Genomic DNA, 14,053 nt, shown 5'->3' with positions numbered 1-14,053 from the left:
GACTGCGTTCAGCGCTACCTTTTTCGCCCGACGTCGCCGCCACCGCAGTCTCGGCACCTCAGCGAACAGGCCCGACGAATCAACGGGCACGACTACTTAGGCGCGGCCACGATGTGGGCTGTGAAACGGCCCGGGGTGGGGGTGCCCCCGATGGCGAGGGGCGAGGGGCGAGGGGCGAGGGGCGAGGTGGCCGAACCGTGTAGGCGCGGTGGCGCCGGGCAGGTGGGTACCCTGGCGCCGTGGCACTCCCCGGCAGACAGGTGACTCCGGCCACCGTGAGGGCGGCGGGCGTGATCGTCGCCGTACAGGGCGTGGTCGCGCTGGTGGTGGCTGCGGTGCTGGTGGTTCGGGGCATCGCCGGAGCGGACCAGCGCCTGGTCAACGGCCTGGGGACTGCGGTCTGGTTCGTCGTGATGGGCGGCGTGGTGCTCGCCGCCGGTCGCGCGCTGGCCCTCGGCAGACGTTGGGGGCGCGGGCTCGCGGTGGCCACCCAGTTGTTGCTGCTGCCCGTTTCGTGGTATCTCGCGGTGGGCTCGCATCGGCCGGCATTCGGAATCCCGGCGGGAGTGGTGGCCCTGACCGTGCTGGTGCTGCTGTTGAGCCCCGCTGGAGTCCGCTGGGCTGTCGGGGGCGATCAGTGCGGGCCGGCCGGATCAGCCAATCGCGGACCGGACGGCAATTAGGCGATCGACTCGGGCCGCGGCTTCCCCGCCCGCCGATCTGGTCCCACGCCGCCGCGTGGCCGGGCGAATCGCCACGGTCATCGCGGCGCTCCCAGTGCGGTGAGTATCGTCGTGAATTTCATTGTGGTCTCGTCGACTTCGGCGTCGGGGTCGGATGCTGCGACGATGCCGCCGCCGGCCCACGCCAGCGCGCTGCGCCGGTCGGCCGCCAGCTGCGCGCTCCGGATGGACACCACCCAGGTGCCGTCGCCGCGTGCGTCGCACCACCCGACAGCCCCGGCGTAGAAGCCGCGGTCACCTTCCAGCTCGGCGATGAGCGCGGTCGCGGCCTTCGTCGGGACGCCGCCGACCGCGGGTGTGGGATGCAACGCCAACGCCAAATCTATTGCCGTCGTCGATGTGTCGCGAAGCCGGCCGCTGATCGGTGTGCACAGGTGCCACACTGCCGCGGTGCGGCTCAAGTGGGGCTCGGGCTCGATGGTGAGGTCGTCGCACAGCGGATCAAGTGCGGCCCGGATGGCGTCGACCACCAGCTGATGCTCGTGCCGGTTCTTGGCCGAACCGACCAGTGTGGCGCCGTTGGCTGCGTCGCGTTCGGGGTCGGCGTCGCGTGGAGCCGAACCGGCGAACGGCTGGCACACGACCCGGTCCCCGGACCGGGCGACGAGAAGTTCCGGGCTGGCGCCCACCAGCGCGACGCCCCCGTAGTCGCCGCCGGCGGCGGTCAGGTCGACGAGGTAGCCATAGGCGGCGGGGTCTGCGGCGATCAGGCGGCGCAGGACGACACGGGCGTCCAGGGGAGCGTCCGCGGCCAGTTGTAACGAGCGGGCCAGCACCACCTTGTGCAGCGAGCTGCCCGATGCGCGGAGCCGGTCGCGCGCGCGACTGACCCGGTCGCGGTAGTCGTCGGGCGGCGGTACAGCGGCGGTGACGCGCACCGTCGGCAGCGGAGCCGTCGGCCAGTCAGGCGGGGCCTCGGTGCGCGCAACGCTGCCCGGCGTCAGCAGCGCGGCCGGATTTTCCGCGTCAAAAGGCAACGCGCCCATAACTATTGGCGCAGAGCCGGAGCGTAGCGCCGCTTGTGCGGCCCGCACGTCGGAGAATCGGTTCCGCACTCCGTCGGCGACCAGGGTCCCCCCCGGTCCGCACAGCGCGAACGGCGGCTCGGTGACGGTACTCACCCGGGTGACAGCGCTCGCGGGTGGCCGGTGAGTCCCAGTGCGGCAAGCTGCCGCACGCCGTGCTCGAAACCGCACATGGCGATCGAGCCGGCGACCATCCAGAAGCGGCTGCCCTCGACGAGGGGCAGCTCGAGCCAGCGAGTGATCACCGAGCGCGAGAAATGGCTGTGGCCCACGAACAGCACGTCACGCGAGGTCATGTGCTCGAGCGCGAAAGCCACCGCCCGGTCGGCGCGGTCGCTCACCTGCGCCACGCTCTCGCCGCCCGGGCATCCGTGCGTCCAGACCAGCCAGTCGGGGACTTTTTCCTGGATCTGGGGCGTCGTCAACCCCTCGTAGGAACCGTAGTCCCATTCGGCGAGCAGGTCGGACACCTCGTCGACGGCGAGCCCGGCCAGCTCGGCGGTGGTGACAGCGCGTTGCCGCGGGCTGCTGATCACCAGCGGGTCGGTGAGTTGGAGTTCGGTCAGCACTCGCCCGGCGAGTTCGGCTTGCCTCTGGCCGTTCTCGGTGAGAGCGAGATCGGTCCTACCCGTGTGCTGGCCCGACTTCGACCACGCGGTTTCCCCGTGGCGCAGCAGGACCAGTCGGTGATTGTGCAAGCCCATGCGACCGATTCTGCCCGACGCGAATCCGGGCTTGTCGGCCGCAGCGCGGGGCGGGTGAACATGCCAGGATGACACTGTGACTGCGCGGGGACGATGCAGCGCGAAGTCGATGAGAAGGGGCGGTGCCTGTGGCCAGGACCCGGGTATTGGCGGTGGCCAACCAGAAGGGCGGTGTCGCCAAGACGACGACGGTCGCCTCGCTGGGCGCGGCGATGGCGGATGCCGGACAGCGGGTCCTGCTCGTCGACCTGGATCCGCAGGGTTGTCTTACCTTCTCGCTCGGCCAGGACCCCGACAAGCTGCCGGTGTCGGTGCATGAGGTGCTGCTCGGCGAAGTGGAACCGGGCGCCGCGCTGGTGGTGACGATCGAGGGGATGACGCTGCTGCCGGCAAACATCGACCTCGCGGGCGCCGAGGCGATGCTGCTCATGCGCGCTGGGCGCGAATACGCGCTCAAACGGGCGCTGGCCAAAGTCTCCGAGCAGTTCGACGTGGTCATCCTCGACTGCCCGCCTTCGCTGGGTGTGCTGACACTCAACGGGCTCACGGCGGCCGACGAGGTGATCGTGCCGCTGCAGTGTGAGACGCTCGCGCACCGCGGCGTCGGCCAGTTCCTGCGCACCGTCGCCGACGTCCAGCAGATCACCAACCCGGACCTGCGTCTGCTGGGCGCCTTGCCGACCTTGTACGACGCCCGCACCACCCACACCCGCGACGTGCTGCTCGACGTCGCCGACCGCTACGATCTGCCGGTGCTGGCCCCGCCGATCCCGCGTACGGTGCGTTTCGCCGAGGCCAGCGCCTCGGGCTCCTCGGTGATGGCTGGGCGCAGGAACAAGGGCGCGGCGGCCTACGGCGAACTGGCCCAGGCGTTGCTCAAGCACTGGAAGACGGGCAAAGCGCTGCCGACGTTCACCGTCGAGGTGTAAGCCCGTCGCGGTGTAGGCCCGTCGAGGTGGCGGCCCTGCGCCGGGTCAGCCCAGGGCCGCCACGGTGTCGCCGCGCTGTTCGAACAGCTGCGAGCCCGCAACCGCAGGGACCACGGCGGACATGCCCGGCGGCCGCTGCACCGGGATGTAGCGCTCGCTGGCCCCGCTGACCGGGTCGTAGACGCCGATGGCGTCGGTGACGGGGACCAGCAGCTTGCCCGCCATCATCGCGGCCGGTCCCAGCGGCGCCTTCGTAGGGCCTGCGGCGATCGTGTAGCGCAGTGTCAGGGTGCTGGCCTCGAACACCATCAGGGCATCGCCGGTCCACCAGGTCACCAGGTTGCCCGCCTGCGATGCCACCGCCGAGCGCGACGGGGGCTTGGGCAGCAGGGTGCTCGACACCGTGGTGCCGGTCTCGTCGACGACATCGAGCCTGGGCTGCGGTGCCGGCAGGTACACCGCGGTGTTGGTGTCCCATACGGCCACCACGCGGGCCGCCGAGTCGGGCCGCACCCCGGGTTCGGCCACGACCTGCTGCCGGGGCTCGTCGTCGTCCTTGCCCGGCCGCAGCAGGACGAGCCGCAGATCGGGCTGGTCCATGCAGCTCTCGAGCACCGAGACCGCGGCCGAGCTGGCCGCCGCCGAGATCAGCCGGCATCCCGAATGCAGTCCCCGGGCCGAGGGCTTCACGCGGGCGTCCGTCTCGCCGTAGGCCAGCATCCGGACCATGTCCGAGCGCCAGAGCTCAAGATGGGTGTCGCCGGCGGACAACACCGTCGCACCGTCGGAGGACAGCCGGACCTGCGGGTCGGCGTAGGCGCTGCGGGCGGGCCCGCGACGACCGGTCGACCCGTCCAGGGTGCTGACCTGCCCGCATCCGCGGCCGTCGCGGTATACCGCGACGGCGTAGTGATAGATCCAGGACACCCCGCACAGGTCGGCGTCGCGGGAATAGCGCCAGCGTGTCCGGCCGGTGCCGGGGTCGTGCCCCTCCACGCGGCGGCCGGCGCCGGTGCTGATGGTGCCGCCGACCACCACCGGCGAGGTGGTGGCCGGGCTGGCGGCCGTCCAGAGCTGACGTAGGGTGGCCGGGACGTCGCGGGCCGGCTTCGGGGTGGGCGCCGGGACGGCGGCGGGTCTGCTGATGGTGGCGCGAGCGTCGCTGGTCCACCAGATCAGGGACGCGGCGACGGCCACGACGACCGCGATTGCCGCGGCGGCCAGCATGTCGCCCCTGGTCCGGCGCTCGGGTGTGACCATGCCGCGGCGGGGGGACTCAGTCCGCGGTGTTGGTGGCAGACACGGCGCCGCCGTCTGCGGGCTTGCGACGCTGGCGACGGCGCCGCTTCGTCCCGCCGTTGCCGGCCGGGGAGCCTGACAACCCCTCCGCGCCGCCGTCCCCGTCGGCGCTCGGCGCCGACTTGCCGGCGGGGTGTCCGCTGACGGGCTGACCACCCCGGGTGCGCCGCCGCCGGGTCCCGGAGCGCGCGCGAGCGGGTTTGCGTTCCGCGGTCCGCTCGTCGGTGGCGGGGTCGCGCCGCTTGGCCGGTGACGTGCGCGGCGTTCCGACCTTGCCACGCGCCTCAGTGGGGATGCCCAACTCTTCGTAGAGGTGCGGCGAGTTGGAGTAGGTCTCCGCCGGGTCGGGCGAGTCGAGGCCCAGCGCCTTGTCGATCATCGTCCAGCGGGGCAGCTCGTCCCAGTCCACCAGGGTGACCGCGACCCCGGTCTTGCCGGCGCGGCCGGTGCGGCCGATGCGGTGCACGTAGGCCTGTTCGTCCTCGGGGATCTGGTAGTTGATGACGTGGGTGACGTCGTCGATGTCGATGCCGCGGGCGGCCACGTCGGTTGCGACGAGCACGTCGACGTCGCCCGCGCGGAACGCGTTGAGTGCCTTCTCCCGGGCGACCTGATTCAGGTCGCCGTGCACGGCGCCGACCTTGAAGCCGCGTTCGGCCAGCTCGTCGGCGACCTTCTGTGCGGTGCGCTTGGTGCGGGTGAAGACCATCGTCGCTCCCCGGCCCTCGGCCTGCAGCACGCGGGTCACCAGCTCCACCTTGTCCAGTGCGTGGGCACGGTAGACGAACTGCTCGGTGGTGTCGTGTGTGGCCGCCGAGTGCGGCGCCTCCGCGCGGATGTGGGTGGGCCGGTTCATGAAGGTGCGGGCCAGCGTGATGATCGGGCCCGGCATGGTCGCCGAGAACAGCATCGACTGCCTGTTCTCCGGGATCTGCCGCAGGATGCGCTCGATGTCGGGCAAAAAGCCCAGGTCCAGCATTTCGTCGGCCTCGTCGAGCACCAGCACCGAAAGCCCGCCGAGCTGCAGGTGGCCCTGCTGGGCCAGGTCGAGCAGACGGCCCGGGGTGCCCACCACCACGTCCGCGCCGGCACGCAGCGCCTCGATCTGCGGCTCATAGGGCCGCCCACCGTAGATGGACACCACCGACAGGCGGCGCCCGTCATCGGCGCTGAGGTACTTGGCGGCGGTGGCCAGGTCCTCGGTCACCTGCATGCACAGCTCCCGGGTGGGCACCACGATCAGGGCGCGAGGCACCCCTGACAGCGGCGCCTCGGCGACGCGTGTCGTGATGCGGTGCAGCAGCGGCACGCCGAAGCCGAAGGTCTTGCCCATGCCGGTGCGCGCCTGGCCGATCACGTCGTCGCCGGCCATCGCCAGCGGCAGGGTCAGCTGCTGGATGGCAAAGGGGTGTTCGATGCTTTCCTCGGCCAGCGCGCGGACGATTTCGTCGCGGACGCCGAGTTCGGCGAAAGTCGTCTGGATGGGTAGTTCGGTTGTGGTTGTTGCTTGGGTTGTTGCTTGGGTTGTTGCTTGGGTTGTGGTCATAGGCGGGTGTCGAGCCTTTCGGTGACGTCGTTCGATGTGGTGTCGGTGTTTCTGTGTCGCGGTCACGCACGCACGAGTTCCGACTCCGAATACGTCGCCGAGGCGCCGGGCCTCACCCGCTTGGGGTGGGCCAGCAGTGCGCGCACATTTCGCCGATAGCGACGGCTAGCGAAACGAACGAAGACTGCCGCTATCACGTGCCAGCATAGCTGGTTGACGGACGGCGCCCATTTTTCCGGGGTCCGCCTACTAGAGTGTGGACAATGACTTCGGCCTCTCCAGCGTCGGCCTCTCCAGCGTCCCCGGCCGACCAGGTGGACGATTCGCCCACGCCGCGGGTGCCGGCGGATCATCCGGGTGTCGACGAACTGTTTGCGGTGCTGGCCTACGGTGAGGTGGCCGCGTTCTACCGGCTGACCGACGAGGCTCGGATGGCGCCCCACCTGCGGGGGCGTATCTCGATGGCGAGCATGGCCGCCGCCGAGATGGGGCATTACGAACTGTTGCACGACGCCCTGGAGCGGCGGGGAGTCGACGTCGTTGCGGCGATGGCCAAGTACGTCTCCGTGCTGGAGAACTACCACCGGCTCACCATGCCCAGCACGTGGCTGGAAGCTCTGGTGAAGACCTACATCGGCGACGCGCTGGCCGCCGATCTGTACCTCGAGATCGCCGACGGCCTACCCGACGAGGTGGCCGGCGTCGTGCGGGCGGCCCTGGCGGAGACCGGGCACTCGCAGTTCGTCGTGGCCGAGGTGCGCAGCGCGGTGACCGCGAGCAGCAAACAGCGCAGCCGGTTGGCGCTGTGGGCGCGCCGACTGTTCGGCGAGGCGATCACCCAGACCCAGTACGTGCTGGCCGACCACGACGAACTGGTCGATCTGGTGTTGTCCGGTGCCGGCGGGCTGGGTCAGCTCAACGCATTCTTCGATCGCCTGAAGCAGACCCACGACCGGCGCATGCGCGAGCTCGGGTTGGGCTGACCGGCGCAACCGTTCCTTGTCAGCGGGTGCACAGTCAGCGGGTGCACAGTCAGCGGGTGCACGTCGCCATGATGGCGGTGTTGGCCGACGACACCACCGGTTGGCCCTCGGCGTTGATGATCGAGCAGCCCAGCCGCCCGGACAGGCTGGTCGCGATCACCGACTCGGTTGCCACGCCCGGGTTCAGGACGATCATCTTCGACCACGGCAGCGCCACGTTGAATTCGGTTTGCGGGAAGCCGCGGGCGTCGGTGTAGACCACGTTCACCAGGTCCAGTAGCCCCTTGGTCCCAGTCACGCTGTAGACGACGGTGCGGGGGTTCACCGTGGTCCTCGGCGCCGTGGTCCTCGGCGCCGTGGTGGCCCCGGGTGCCAGCGGGGGCGGTGCCGCCGTGGGCGTCGCGGTCGCCGTCGGGGCGGGCGCGGCCGACGGGGGCCTCGCGGCGGGTGGCACGGTGGTGAACGTCTCCGGCGGCAGCCGGGGCTGGGTCCACTGGCCCGGCGGAACGGTGGTCCTCGGCGTGGCGGGCGCGGACGTCATCGGCCGGGGAGCCGGCGCCCCCACGGTCGCCTTCGTCGACGCGCTGTCGCCGCTGTTGATGACCACCGCGGTCGCGATCGCGCCGAGGGCCACCACGGCGCCCAGGACCGCGGTGAGCGGACGCCAGCGGCTGTCGCCCGGCCAGACCAGTTGGCCGTAGCTTTCCGCCCGGCTCTCGTCGCTCTCGTCGCTCTCGTCGCTCTCGTCGTCGGGGTAATCCTGGACCTCGTCTTCCTGGAGATCATGAAGGTCATACAGCCTGTTACCCATGTTGTCGATGTTATAGATGTGAAAATAGGGGTTCGGGGTCGCGCGCTCGCGGATGAGCAGTTGCAAGCCAATCGTTCATTGATCGTTATCTACCCCGGGTTATCCACCCGGCGTGCGGGGCTGCCCTGGCTCGTCCACTAGCCTGCAGGCTGACGCATCTGCGACAGCACGACCCACGACCTACGGAAGGGGCCCCACGTGGAGGTCAAGATCGGTATCACGGACAGCCCGCGCGAGCTGGTCTTCTCCAGTAGGCAGACGCCTGAAGAGGTCGAGGAACTCGTCGCCGCCGCGCTGCGCGAAGGCTCGGGCCTGCTGGCGCTCAGCGACGAGAAGGGCCGCCGTTTTCTGATCCACACCGCCAATATCGCCTACGTCGAGATCGGTGCCGCCGATGCTCGCCGCGTCGGGTTCGGAATCGGCGCCGACGCAACGGCCGCACGGGCTGCCGGGAAGGCCGCTAAGAACGAGTGAGCGGCACGTGGGACAGGCCGCCCCAGGCGAACTGAACGGTGCCCTCGACGGCGTCCGCCTTGGAGATCGGGCGGTCGGAGTCCAGCCAGTAGCGGGCGCAGTCCACGCTGATGCCGACGAGTCCCACGGCGATCATCCGGGCGCGGTGAGGGTCCAGTCCGGAATCGGCGCTGATCAGCGCGAACACGGCATCGGTGCAGGATTCGGTGGCCACCCGCACCTGCGCGGCGACCTCGGGTTCGGTCACGTAGTCGTTCTCGAAGATCAGTCGGTAGCCCTGGCTGTCGTGCTCGATGAAGTCGAAGAACGCCTGAACGGCCGCGTGCAGCCGCTCGCGGTTGTCGGTGGTGGCCCGCAACGCCTGCTGCACACCGGAGACGAGTTTGTCGACGTGCCGGTTCAATACCGCCAGATACAACTCGAGCTTGCTCGAGAAGTGTTGATAGAGAACCGGTTTGCTCACCCCGGCCCGCTCCGCGATCTCGTCCATGCCAGCCGCGTGGAAACCGCGGTCGACGAAGACGTCGCTGGCGACGATCAGCAGCTGGCTACGGCGCTCGTCGCGTGGCAACCGGTTGCCACGACGGCTCGAGGGCGTCCTCGAGGGTGCCCTCGCCTCTCCCAGCCGAGCGCGGTCACCCGTTCTGACGGCACGCCGCGCCGCCTTGGTGAGATCGCTCATCGAGTCCCCATCTGATCGTGTGCGGCCGGCCCGCACCACCCGTGCCGGCCGCGCCCGGCTGGTGGCAACAGACATTACTCCCGTGCGGCCCCGCTACCGCCGGTGCTGTCGATGCTGATAGGTAGGTGTGTCGTGCGGGACATTCGGGCGCGCCGGGGACAGCCCCGGTGCCGCCTGTGTCATCCTGGGAAAATGACGTCCCAGCGGCCGGTACGCGACACCGGCCGGATTCCGGTGCTGCTCGACGGGTGGCGCGAGCCGCTGCGGGCGCTGCGTGACCCGATCGACCGGGCAGCCGGCCGATCCCGGGCCGACCGTGACCGCCCGCGCCGGTGGCGCAAGCAGACCTCGCTGGGAAAGTTCGTGTCGGCTTACGGCTGGCGAGCCTACGCACTGCCGATTCTGGTGGTTCTGACGGCGGTGGTGATCTACCAGACGGTGACCGGTACGGCCGCGTCGAAGCCCACGGCCGGCCAGCCCGTCCAGGAATCCCCGGACATCGGCGCGGTGGGTACCGCGATCCTGGACGCGCCGCCGCGCGGGCTGGCCGCCTTCGACGCCAACCTTCCGGCCGGCACGCTGCCGGCCGGCGGCCCGTTCACCGAGGCGGGCGACAACACCTACCGCGTCGTTCCCGGCACGACGCCGCAGTTCGGCCGTGGTACGGCCAAGGTGTTCAGGTACACCGTCGAGGTCGAGAACGGCCTCGACCCGGCGATGTTCGGCGGGGACGACGCGTTCGCCGAGATGGTCGACCAGACGCTGGCCAACCCCAAAGGCTGGACGCACGACCCCAAGTTCGCGTTCGTCCGGGTTGACGCGGCCGGCGGGGGCAACCCCGACTTCCGGATCTCGCTGGTGTCGCCGGTCACGGTGCGTGAGGGCTGCGGATATGAAGTCGAACTGGAGACGTCCTGCTACAACCCGGCGTTCGGGCCGGACCGGCAGGCCAGGGTCTTCATCAACGAGGCGCGCTGGGTGCGTGGAGCAGTACCGTTTCAGGGGGACATCGGTTCCTACCGGCAATACGTGATCAACCACGAGGTCGGCCACGCCATCGGGTACTCGCGTCACCAGGCGTGTGACCAGCAGGGCGGTCTGGCACCGGTGATGATGCAGCAGACGTTCTCCACCTCAGACGACGATGCCGCCCAGTTCGACCCTGAATTCGTCAAGGCTGACGGCAAGGCCTGCAAGTTCAATCCGTGGCCGTTCCCGATCGCGTAGATCGTGCGCTGAGACCGCGGCCTCGACGCTTGCCGATGCGCTGTGTAGCTGATGCGCTGTGTAGCCGATGCGCTGAGTAGCCTCGGATCATCGGAGCTGTCAGAGGAGATGTTCGGTGTCGACGTCGTTGCCGCCGCTCGTGGAGCCGGCGGGTGAGTTGAGCCGCGACGAGGTGGCCCGCTACAGCCGCCACCTGGTCATTCCCGATCTCGGCGTGGACGGCCAGAAACGGCTCAAGAACGCGCGTGTCCTGGTCGTCGGTGCCGGCGGGCTCGGGTCGCCGACGTTGCTGTACCTGGCCGCGGCAGGTGTAGGCACGCTCGGCGTCGTCGATTTCGACGTTGTCGACGAGTCGAACCTGCAACGTCAGATCATCCACGGGTTGGCCGACGTCGGACGGCCCAAGGCGCAATCGGCGCGCGACTCGATCCTCGCCATCAACCCCCTGGTCGAGGTGCGCCTACACGAGTTCCGGCTGGAGAACGGCAATGCCGTCGAACTGTTCGGGCAGTACGACCTGATCGTGGACGGCGCCGACAACTTCGCCACCCGGTACCTGGTCAACGACGCCGCGGTGCTGGCGGGCAAGCCGTACGTGTGGGGATCGATCTACCGGTTCCAGGGCCAGGTTGCGGTGTTCTGGGACGACGCCCCGAACGGGCGCGGCCTGAACTACCGCGACCTGTACCCGGAGCCACCACCCGCCGGGACGGTGCCGTCGTGCGCCGAAGGCGGCGTGCTGGGCATCGTCTGCGCATCCGTCGCCTCGGTGATGGGCACCGAGGCGATCAAGCTGATCACCGGGATCGGCGAACCGTTGCTCGGCCGGCTGATGCTTTACGACGCGCTGGAAATGACCTACCGCACGATCACGGTCCGCAAGGACCCGTCCACGCCGAAGATCACCGAGCTGGTGGACTACCAGCAGTTCTGCGGGGTGGTGCCCGAGGAGGCGGCCCACGCGGCCGGGGACGTCGAGGGTTCCACCGTCACCCCGGCCGAATTGCGCCGGTGGCTGGACTCCGGCGAGAAACTGGTGCTGATCGACGTCCGCGAGCCCGCGGAGTGGGAGATCGTGCACATCGACGGCGCGCGGCTGATCCCGCAGTCGTCGATCGACTCCGGTGAGGGCCTGGCGATGGTGCCGCCGGACCGCCGGCCGGTCCTGTACTGCAAGACGGGGGTGCGCTCGGCGCAGGCGCTGGCCGCACTGAAGGGGGCAGGATTCGCCGATGCGGTGCATCTGCAGGGCGGGATCGTGGCATGGGCGCGGCAGATGCAACCCGACATGGTGATGTACTGACCCGGCCGCGGCAAACTGCTCCATTAGGCTGACCCGTGTGAGCGTCGAACCACCGCCGGACCATGTGCTGTCGGCCTTCGGTTTGACCGGTGTCAAGCCCGCGGCCCTCGGGGCCGGCTGGGAAGGTGGCTGGCGGTGCGGCGAGGTCGTGTTGTCGATGGTCGCCGACCATGCCCGTGCCGCGTGGTCGGCGCGGGTGCGCGAGACTTTGTTCGTCGACGGCGTGCGCCTGGCCCGGCCGGTCCGCTCGACCGACGGACGGTACGTGGTTTCGGGCTGGCGGGCGGACACGTTCGTCGCGGGTACACCCGAGCCTCGGCACGACGAGGTGGTGTCGACGGCGGTCCGCCTGCACGAGGCCACCAGCAAGCTGGAACGCCCGCGCTTCTTGACGCAGGGTCCCACCACCCCATGGGCGGAGGTCGACGTCTTCATCGCCGCGGACCGCGCAGCGTGGGAGGAGCGTCCGCTGCAATCGGTCCCGCCGGGGGCGAGGACATCTCCGCCGACCGCGGACGGGCAGCGGTCTGTCGAACTGGTCAATCAGCTCGCCACCCTGCGCAGGCCGACCAAGAGCCCCAACCAGCTGGTGCACGGTGATCTTTACGGGACGGTGCTTTTCGTGGGCACGGCGGCGCCGGGGATCACCGACATCACACCCTACTGGCGGCCCGCGTCGTGGGCCGCGGGTGTGGTCGTCGTCGACGCCCTGTCCTGGGGTGACGCCGACGACGGGCTCATCGAACGCTGGAACGCGCTGCCGGAATGGCCGCAGATGTTGTTGCGCGCGTTGATGTTCCGCCTCGCGGTCCATGCGCTTCATCCACGCTCGACCGCCGAGGCGTTTCCTGGTCTGGCCCGCACCGCGGCGCTGGTCCGGTTGGTGCTCTAGACCCCGGGCGGGAATTGGTGGCGCACATCGCGCAGCGTGACCCTGCCGTCGACCGCGAGCACCCCTTCGGCGCGTAACAGCTCGAGCTGGCGGGTGCTCAGATGCCGTGCCGGGCGCCCGGTGGCGGTGATGACCCGGTGCCACGGCAGGTCGGAGGAATCGGTCCCCATGATCCAGCCCACGATGCGCGGACTCGACAGGCCCGCGGCGGAGGCGATGTCGCCGTAGGTGACGACCCGGCCGGAGGGGACGTCCGCCACCAGCGACCGCACCCGCTCGACTTGTTCCTCGGTGACCGGTGCCATGGTCAGCGATCGCCCAGCAATTCGCGGGTCAGCGATGCGACCTCGGCGGGCCGGGCGTAGGGCACCATGTGGTTGCAGTCGAAGTCCAGCAGCCGGAAGTCCGCCCCCAGCCGCGTTCGCAGTCCCGCGATGAGCCCCTCGCCCACGTAGGGCGGCGATGTCTGCTTGGCCCGCACCAGCGTCGTCGCCGTTCCCGGGGGCGGTAGCACGACCTCGCGCGCGAGTTCGCTCCAGTACGACACCATCGCCGGCAGGCTGACCCGCCAGCTGTAGCGCCCGCCCGGCAGCTCGATCAGGTGCTCGTCCAGTTCGGCGTCGAGCAGCGCGGGATCCACGTCCGCCCACGAGCCCGTCGCCTTCTCCCGGCGGGCCTCCGTGGGGTCGGGGTAGTCGGGGGAGGCCAGCATCGCATCGGCGATCTCGGCCATCCAGCCGCCGTCCAGCCCGACCGCCGGATCGAGCAGCAGCAGCGCGGCCACCCGGTCCGGCCGGGCCGCGGCCAGGTGCATCGCCAGCGCGCCGCCGAACGAGTGGCCGACCACCAGCACCGGCGCGTCGGCCCGATCGTCGAGCAGCGCCCCCAACGCGGCGACGTTGGCGTCGATGCTCCACGGCGCCGCCCACGACGAGCGGCCGTGGCCGAGCACGTCGGGCGCGGCCACGGTGATTCCGGGCAAGTAGCCGGCCAGGTGACGCCAGCGCTGCCCGTGGCCGGTCAGCCCGTGGATCGCCAGCAGCCGCACCGGGCCCGACGGACCGTAGCGGTGCACGTGCAGGTCTGCGCTCACCCGTCGATCGTGCCAGGTGCGGCTTACCCGATGTCGTCCCAGTCGTCGTCGGTGGGCACGACGAAAGCCTGGTCGAGCACGTCGGCGTCGTTGGCATCGCGATCCGCGGCAACGGCACTCAGGTACGTGGTGTCCAGGCCGGCCTCGTCGTCGGCATCGACTGGCTGACGCTGTTCCTGTGCGTCGGCTTCCGGAACCTCGTCGTCGGGAACGAGGCCCTCGACGTCATTCACCATCGGATACCTCCTCACCTCTCGTCGAACTGCTCCGGTCGAGTCTATTGATCCGCCCGAGTCGGCGACACCGGCGCCGGCTCGGGCGGATCGATGTCGGACCCCCGTG

Annotated in this window: 16 protein-coding genes; 7 read left to right on the top strand and 9 right to left on the bottom strand. The window is 70.1% G+C overall.

Annotation, left to right across the window (positions count from 1 at the left end):
* The first annotated feature begins 239 nt into the window (after window positions 1-239).
* Window positions 240-683, top strand: a complete 444-nt coding sequence (locus ACOJVU_RS13445; protein ID WP_421530221.1) for a hypothetical protein — start codon at window positions 240-242, stop codon at window positions 681-683.
* 77 nt (window positions 684-760) lie between these two features.
* Here the strand turns inward: ACOJVU_RS13445 and ACOJVU_RS13440 are convergent, their stop codons facing one another.
* Together ACOJVU_RS13440 and ACOJVU_RS13435 are read right to left on the bottom strand one after the other, a co-directional pair.
* Window positions 761-1,864 carry an isochorismate synthase gene (locus tag ACOJVU_RS13440; RefSeq protein ID WP_421530220.1) on the bottom strand — a complete coding sequence of 368 codons (1,104 nt, stop codon included), beginning with the start codon at window positions 1,862-1,864 and terminating at the stop codon, window positions 761-763.
* Window positions 1,861-2,472, bottom strand: a complete 612-nt coding sequence (locus ACOJVU_RS13435; protein WP_421530219.1) for an acid phosphatase — start codon at window positions 2,470-2,472, stop codon at window positions 1,861-1,863. Before ACOJVU_RS13435 ends, ACOJVU_RS13440 begins: the two co-directional genes overlap by 4 nt.
* A 128-nt stretch (window positions 2,473-2,600) precedes the next feature.
* Between ACOJVU_RS13435 and ACOJVU_RS13430 the strand changes: the two genes are divergently transcribed.
* A complete protein-coding gene (locus tag ACOJVU_RS13430) occupies window positions 2,601-3,401 on the top strand; it encodes a ParA family protein (protein ID WP_421530223.1) in 801 nt (266 codons plus the stop codon).
* 45 nt (window positions 3,402-3,446) lie between these two features.
* On the opposite strand, the gene ACOJVU_RS13425 is transcribed toward ACOJVU_RS13430, so the two are convergent.
* Complete coding sequence (locus ACOJVU_RS13425; protein WP_421530218.1) at window positions 3,447-4,661, bottom strand: hypothetical protein; 1,215 nt, start codon at window positions 4,659-4,661, stop codon at window positions 3,447-3,449.
* 16 nt (window positions 4,662-4,677) lie between these two features.
* A complete protein-coding gene (locus tag ACOJVU_RS13420) occupies window positions 4,678-6,246 on the bottom strand; it encodes a DEAD/DEAH box helicase (protein WP_421530217.1) in 1,569 nt (522 codons plus the stop codon).
* Window positions 6,247-6,509: 263 nt separating this feature from the next.
* Between ACOJVU_RS13420 and ACOJVU_RS13415 the strand changes: the two genes are divergently transcribed.
* Window positions 6,510-7,229, top strand: coding sequence for a ferritin-like fold-containing protein (locus ACOJVU_RS13415; protein ID WP_421530216.1), 720 nt, complete (start codon window positions 6,510-6,512; stop codon window positions 7,227-7,229).
* A 49-nt stretch (window positions 7,230-7,278) separates the two neighbouring features.
* Here the strand turns inward: ACOJVU_RS13415 and ACOJVU_RS13410 are convergent, their stop codons facing one another.
* Window positions 7,279-8,040 (bottom strand): MmpS family transport accessory protein, encoded by a 762-nt coding sequence (locus ACOJVU_RS13410; RefSeq protein WP_421530215.1) that lies wholly within the window; start codon window positions 8,038-8,040, stop codon window positions 7,279-7,281.
* Window positions 8,041-8,238: 198 nt separating this feature from the next.
* On the opposite strand from ACOJVU_RS13410, the gene ACOJVU_RS13405 reads away from it, so the two are divergent.
* Window positions 8,239-8,514, top strand: a complete 276-nt coding sequence (locus ACOJVU_RS13405; RefSeq protein ID WP_421530214.1) for a DUF3107 domain-containing protein — start codon at window positions 8,239-8,241, stop codon at window positions 8,512-8,514.
* On the opposite strand, the gene ACOJVU_RS13400 is transcribed toward ACOJVU_RS13405, so the two are convergent.
* Window positions 8,501-9,196, bottom strand: a complete 696-nt coding sequence (locus ACOJVU_RS13400; protein ID WP_421530213.1) for a TetR/AcrR family transcriptional regulator — start codon at window positions 9,194-9,196, stop codon at window positions 8,501-8,503. The genes ACOJVU_RS13405 and ACOJVU_RS13400 overlap by 14 nt on opposite strands.
* Window positions 9,197-9,388: 192 nt before the next feature.
* Here ACOJVU_RS13400 and ACOJVU_RS13395 point away from each other — a divergent pair, with 192 nt between their 5' ends.
* The 3 genes from ACOJVU_RS13395 to ACOJVU_RS13385 all read left to right on the top strand — a co-directional run bounded on the left by ACOJVU_RS13395 (window position 9,389) and on the right by ACOJVU_RS13385 (window position 12,618).
* Entirely contained in the window at window positions 9,389-10,423 is a 1,035-nt protein-coding gene (locus tag ACOJVU_RS13395) for a DUF3152 domain-containing protein (RefSeq protein WP_421530212.1), read from the top strand.
* A gap of 115 nt (window positions 10,424-10,538) precedes the next feature.
* A complete protein-coding gene (moeZ, locus tag ACOJVU_RS13390) occupies window positions 10,539-11,726 on the top strand; it encodes an adenylyltransferase/sulfurtransferase MoeZ (RefSeq protein WP_421530211.1) in 1,188 nt (395 codons plus the stop codon).
* Between the two features lie 37 nt (window positions 11,727-11,763).
* Window positions 11,764-12,618 carry a TIGR02569 family protein gene (locus ACOJVU_RS13385; protein ID WP_144952295.1) on the top strand — a complete coding sequence of 285 codons (855 nt, stop codon included), beginning with the start codon at window positions 11,764-11,766 and terminating at the stop codon, window positions 12,616-12,618.
* Here ACOJVU_RS13385 and ACOJVU_RS13380 read toward each other — a convergent pair.
* Genes ACOJVU_RS13380 through ACOJVU_RS13370 form a run of 3 tightly spaced genes read right to left on the bottom strand, consistent with a single transcriptional unit; the run spans window position 12,615 to window position 13,947 of the window.
* Window positions 12,615-12,923 (bottom strand): MGMT family protein, encoded by a 309-nt coding sequence (locus ACOJVU_RS13380; RefSeq protein ID WP_421530210.1) that lies wholly within the window; start codon window positions 12,921-12,923, stop codon window positions 12,615-12,617. The two genes, ACOJVU_RS13385 and ACOJVU_RS13380, sit on opposite strands and share 4 nt — an antisense overlap.
* A gap of 2 nt (window positions 12,924-12,925) precedes the next feature.
* Complete coding sequence (locus ACOJVU_RS13375) at window positions 12,926-13,711, bottom strand: alpha/beta fold hydrolase (protein ID WP_421530209.1); 786 nt, start codon at window positions 13,709-13,711, stop codon at window positions 12,926-12,928.
* 23 nt (window positions 13,712-13,734) lie between these two features.
* Complete coding sequence (locus tag ACOJVU_RS13370) at window positions 13,735-13,947, bottom strand: hypothetical protein (protein WP_421530208.1); 213 nt, start codon at window positions 13,945-13,947, stop codon at window positions 13,735-13,737.
* Window positions 13,948-14,053 lie beyond the last annotated feature (106 nt).

The sequence above is a fragment of the Mycobacterium sp. THU-M104 genome (genome assembly GCF_049197365.1).
Classification (GTDB): Bacteria; Actinomycetota; Actinomycetes; order Mycobacteriales; family Mycobacteriaceae; genus Mycobacterium.
The sequence above is the reverse complement of the archived record's forward strand: the minus strand, read 5'-3'. Positions and strand labels throughout refer to the sequence as shown.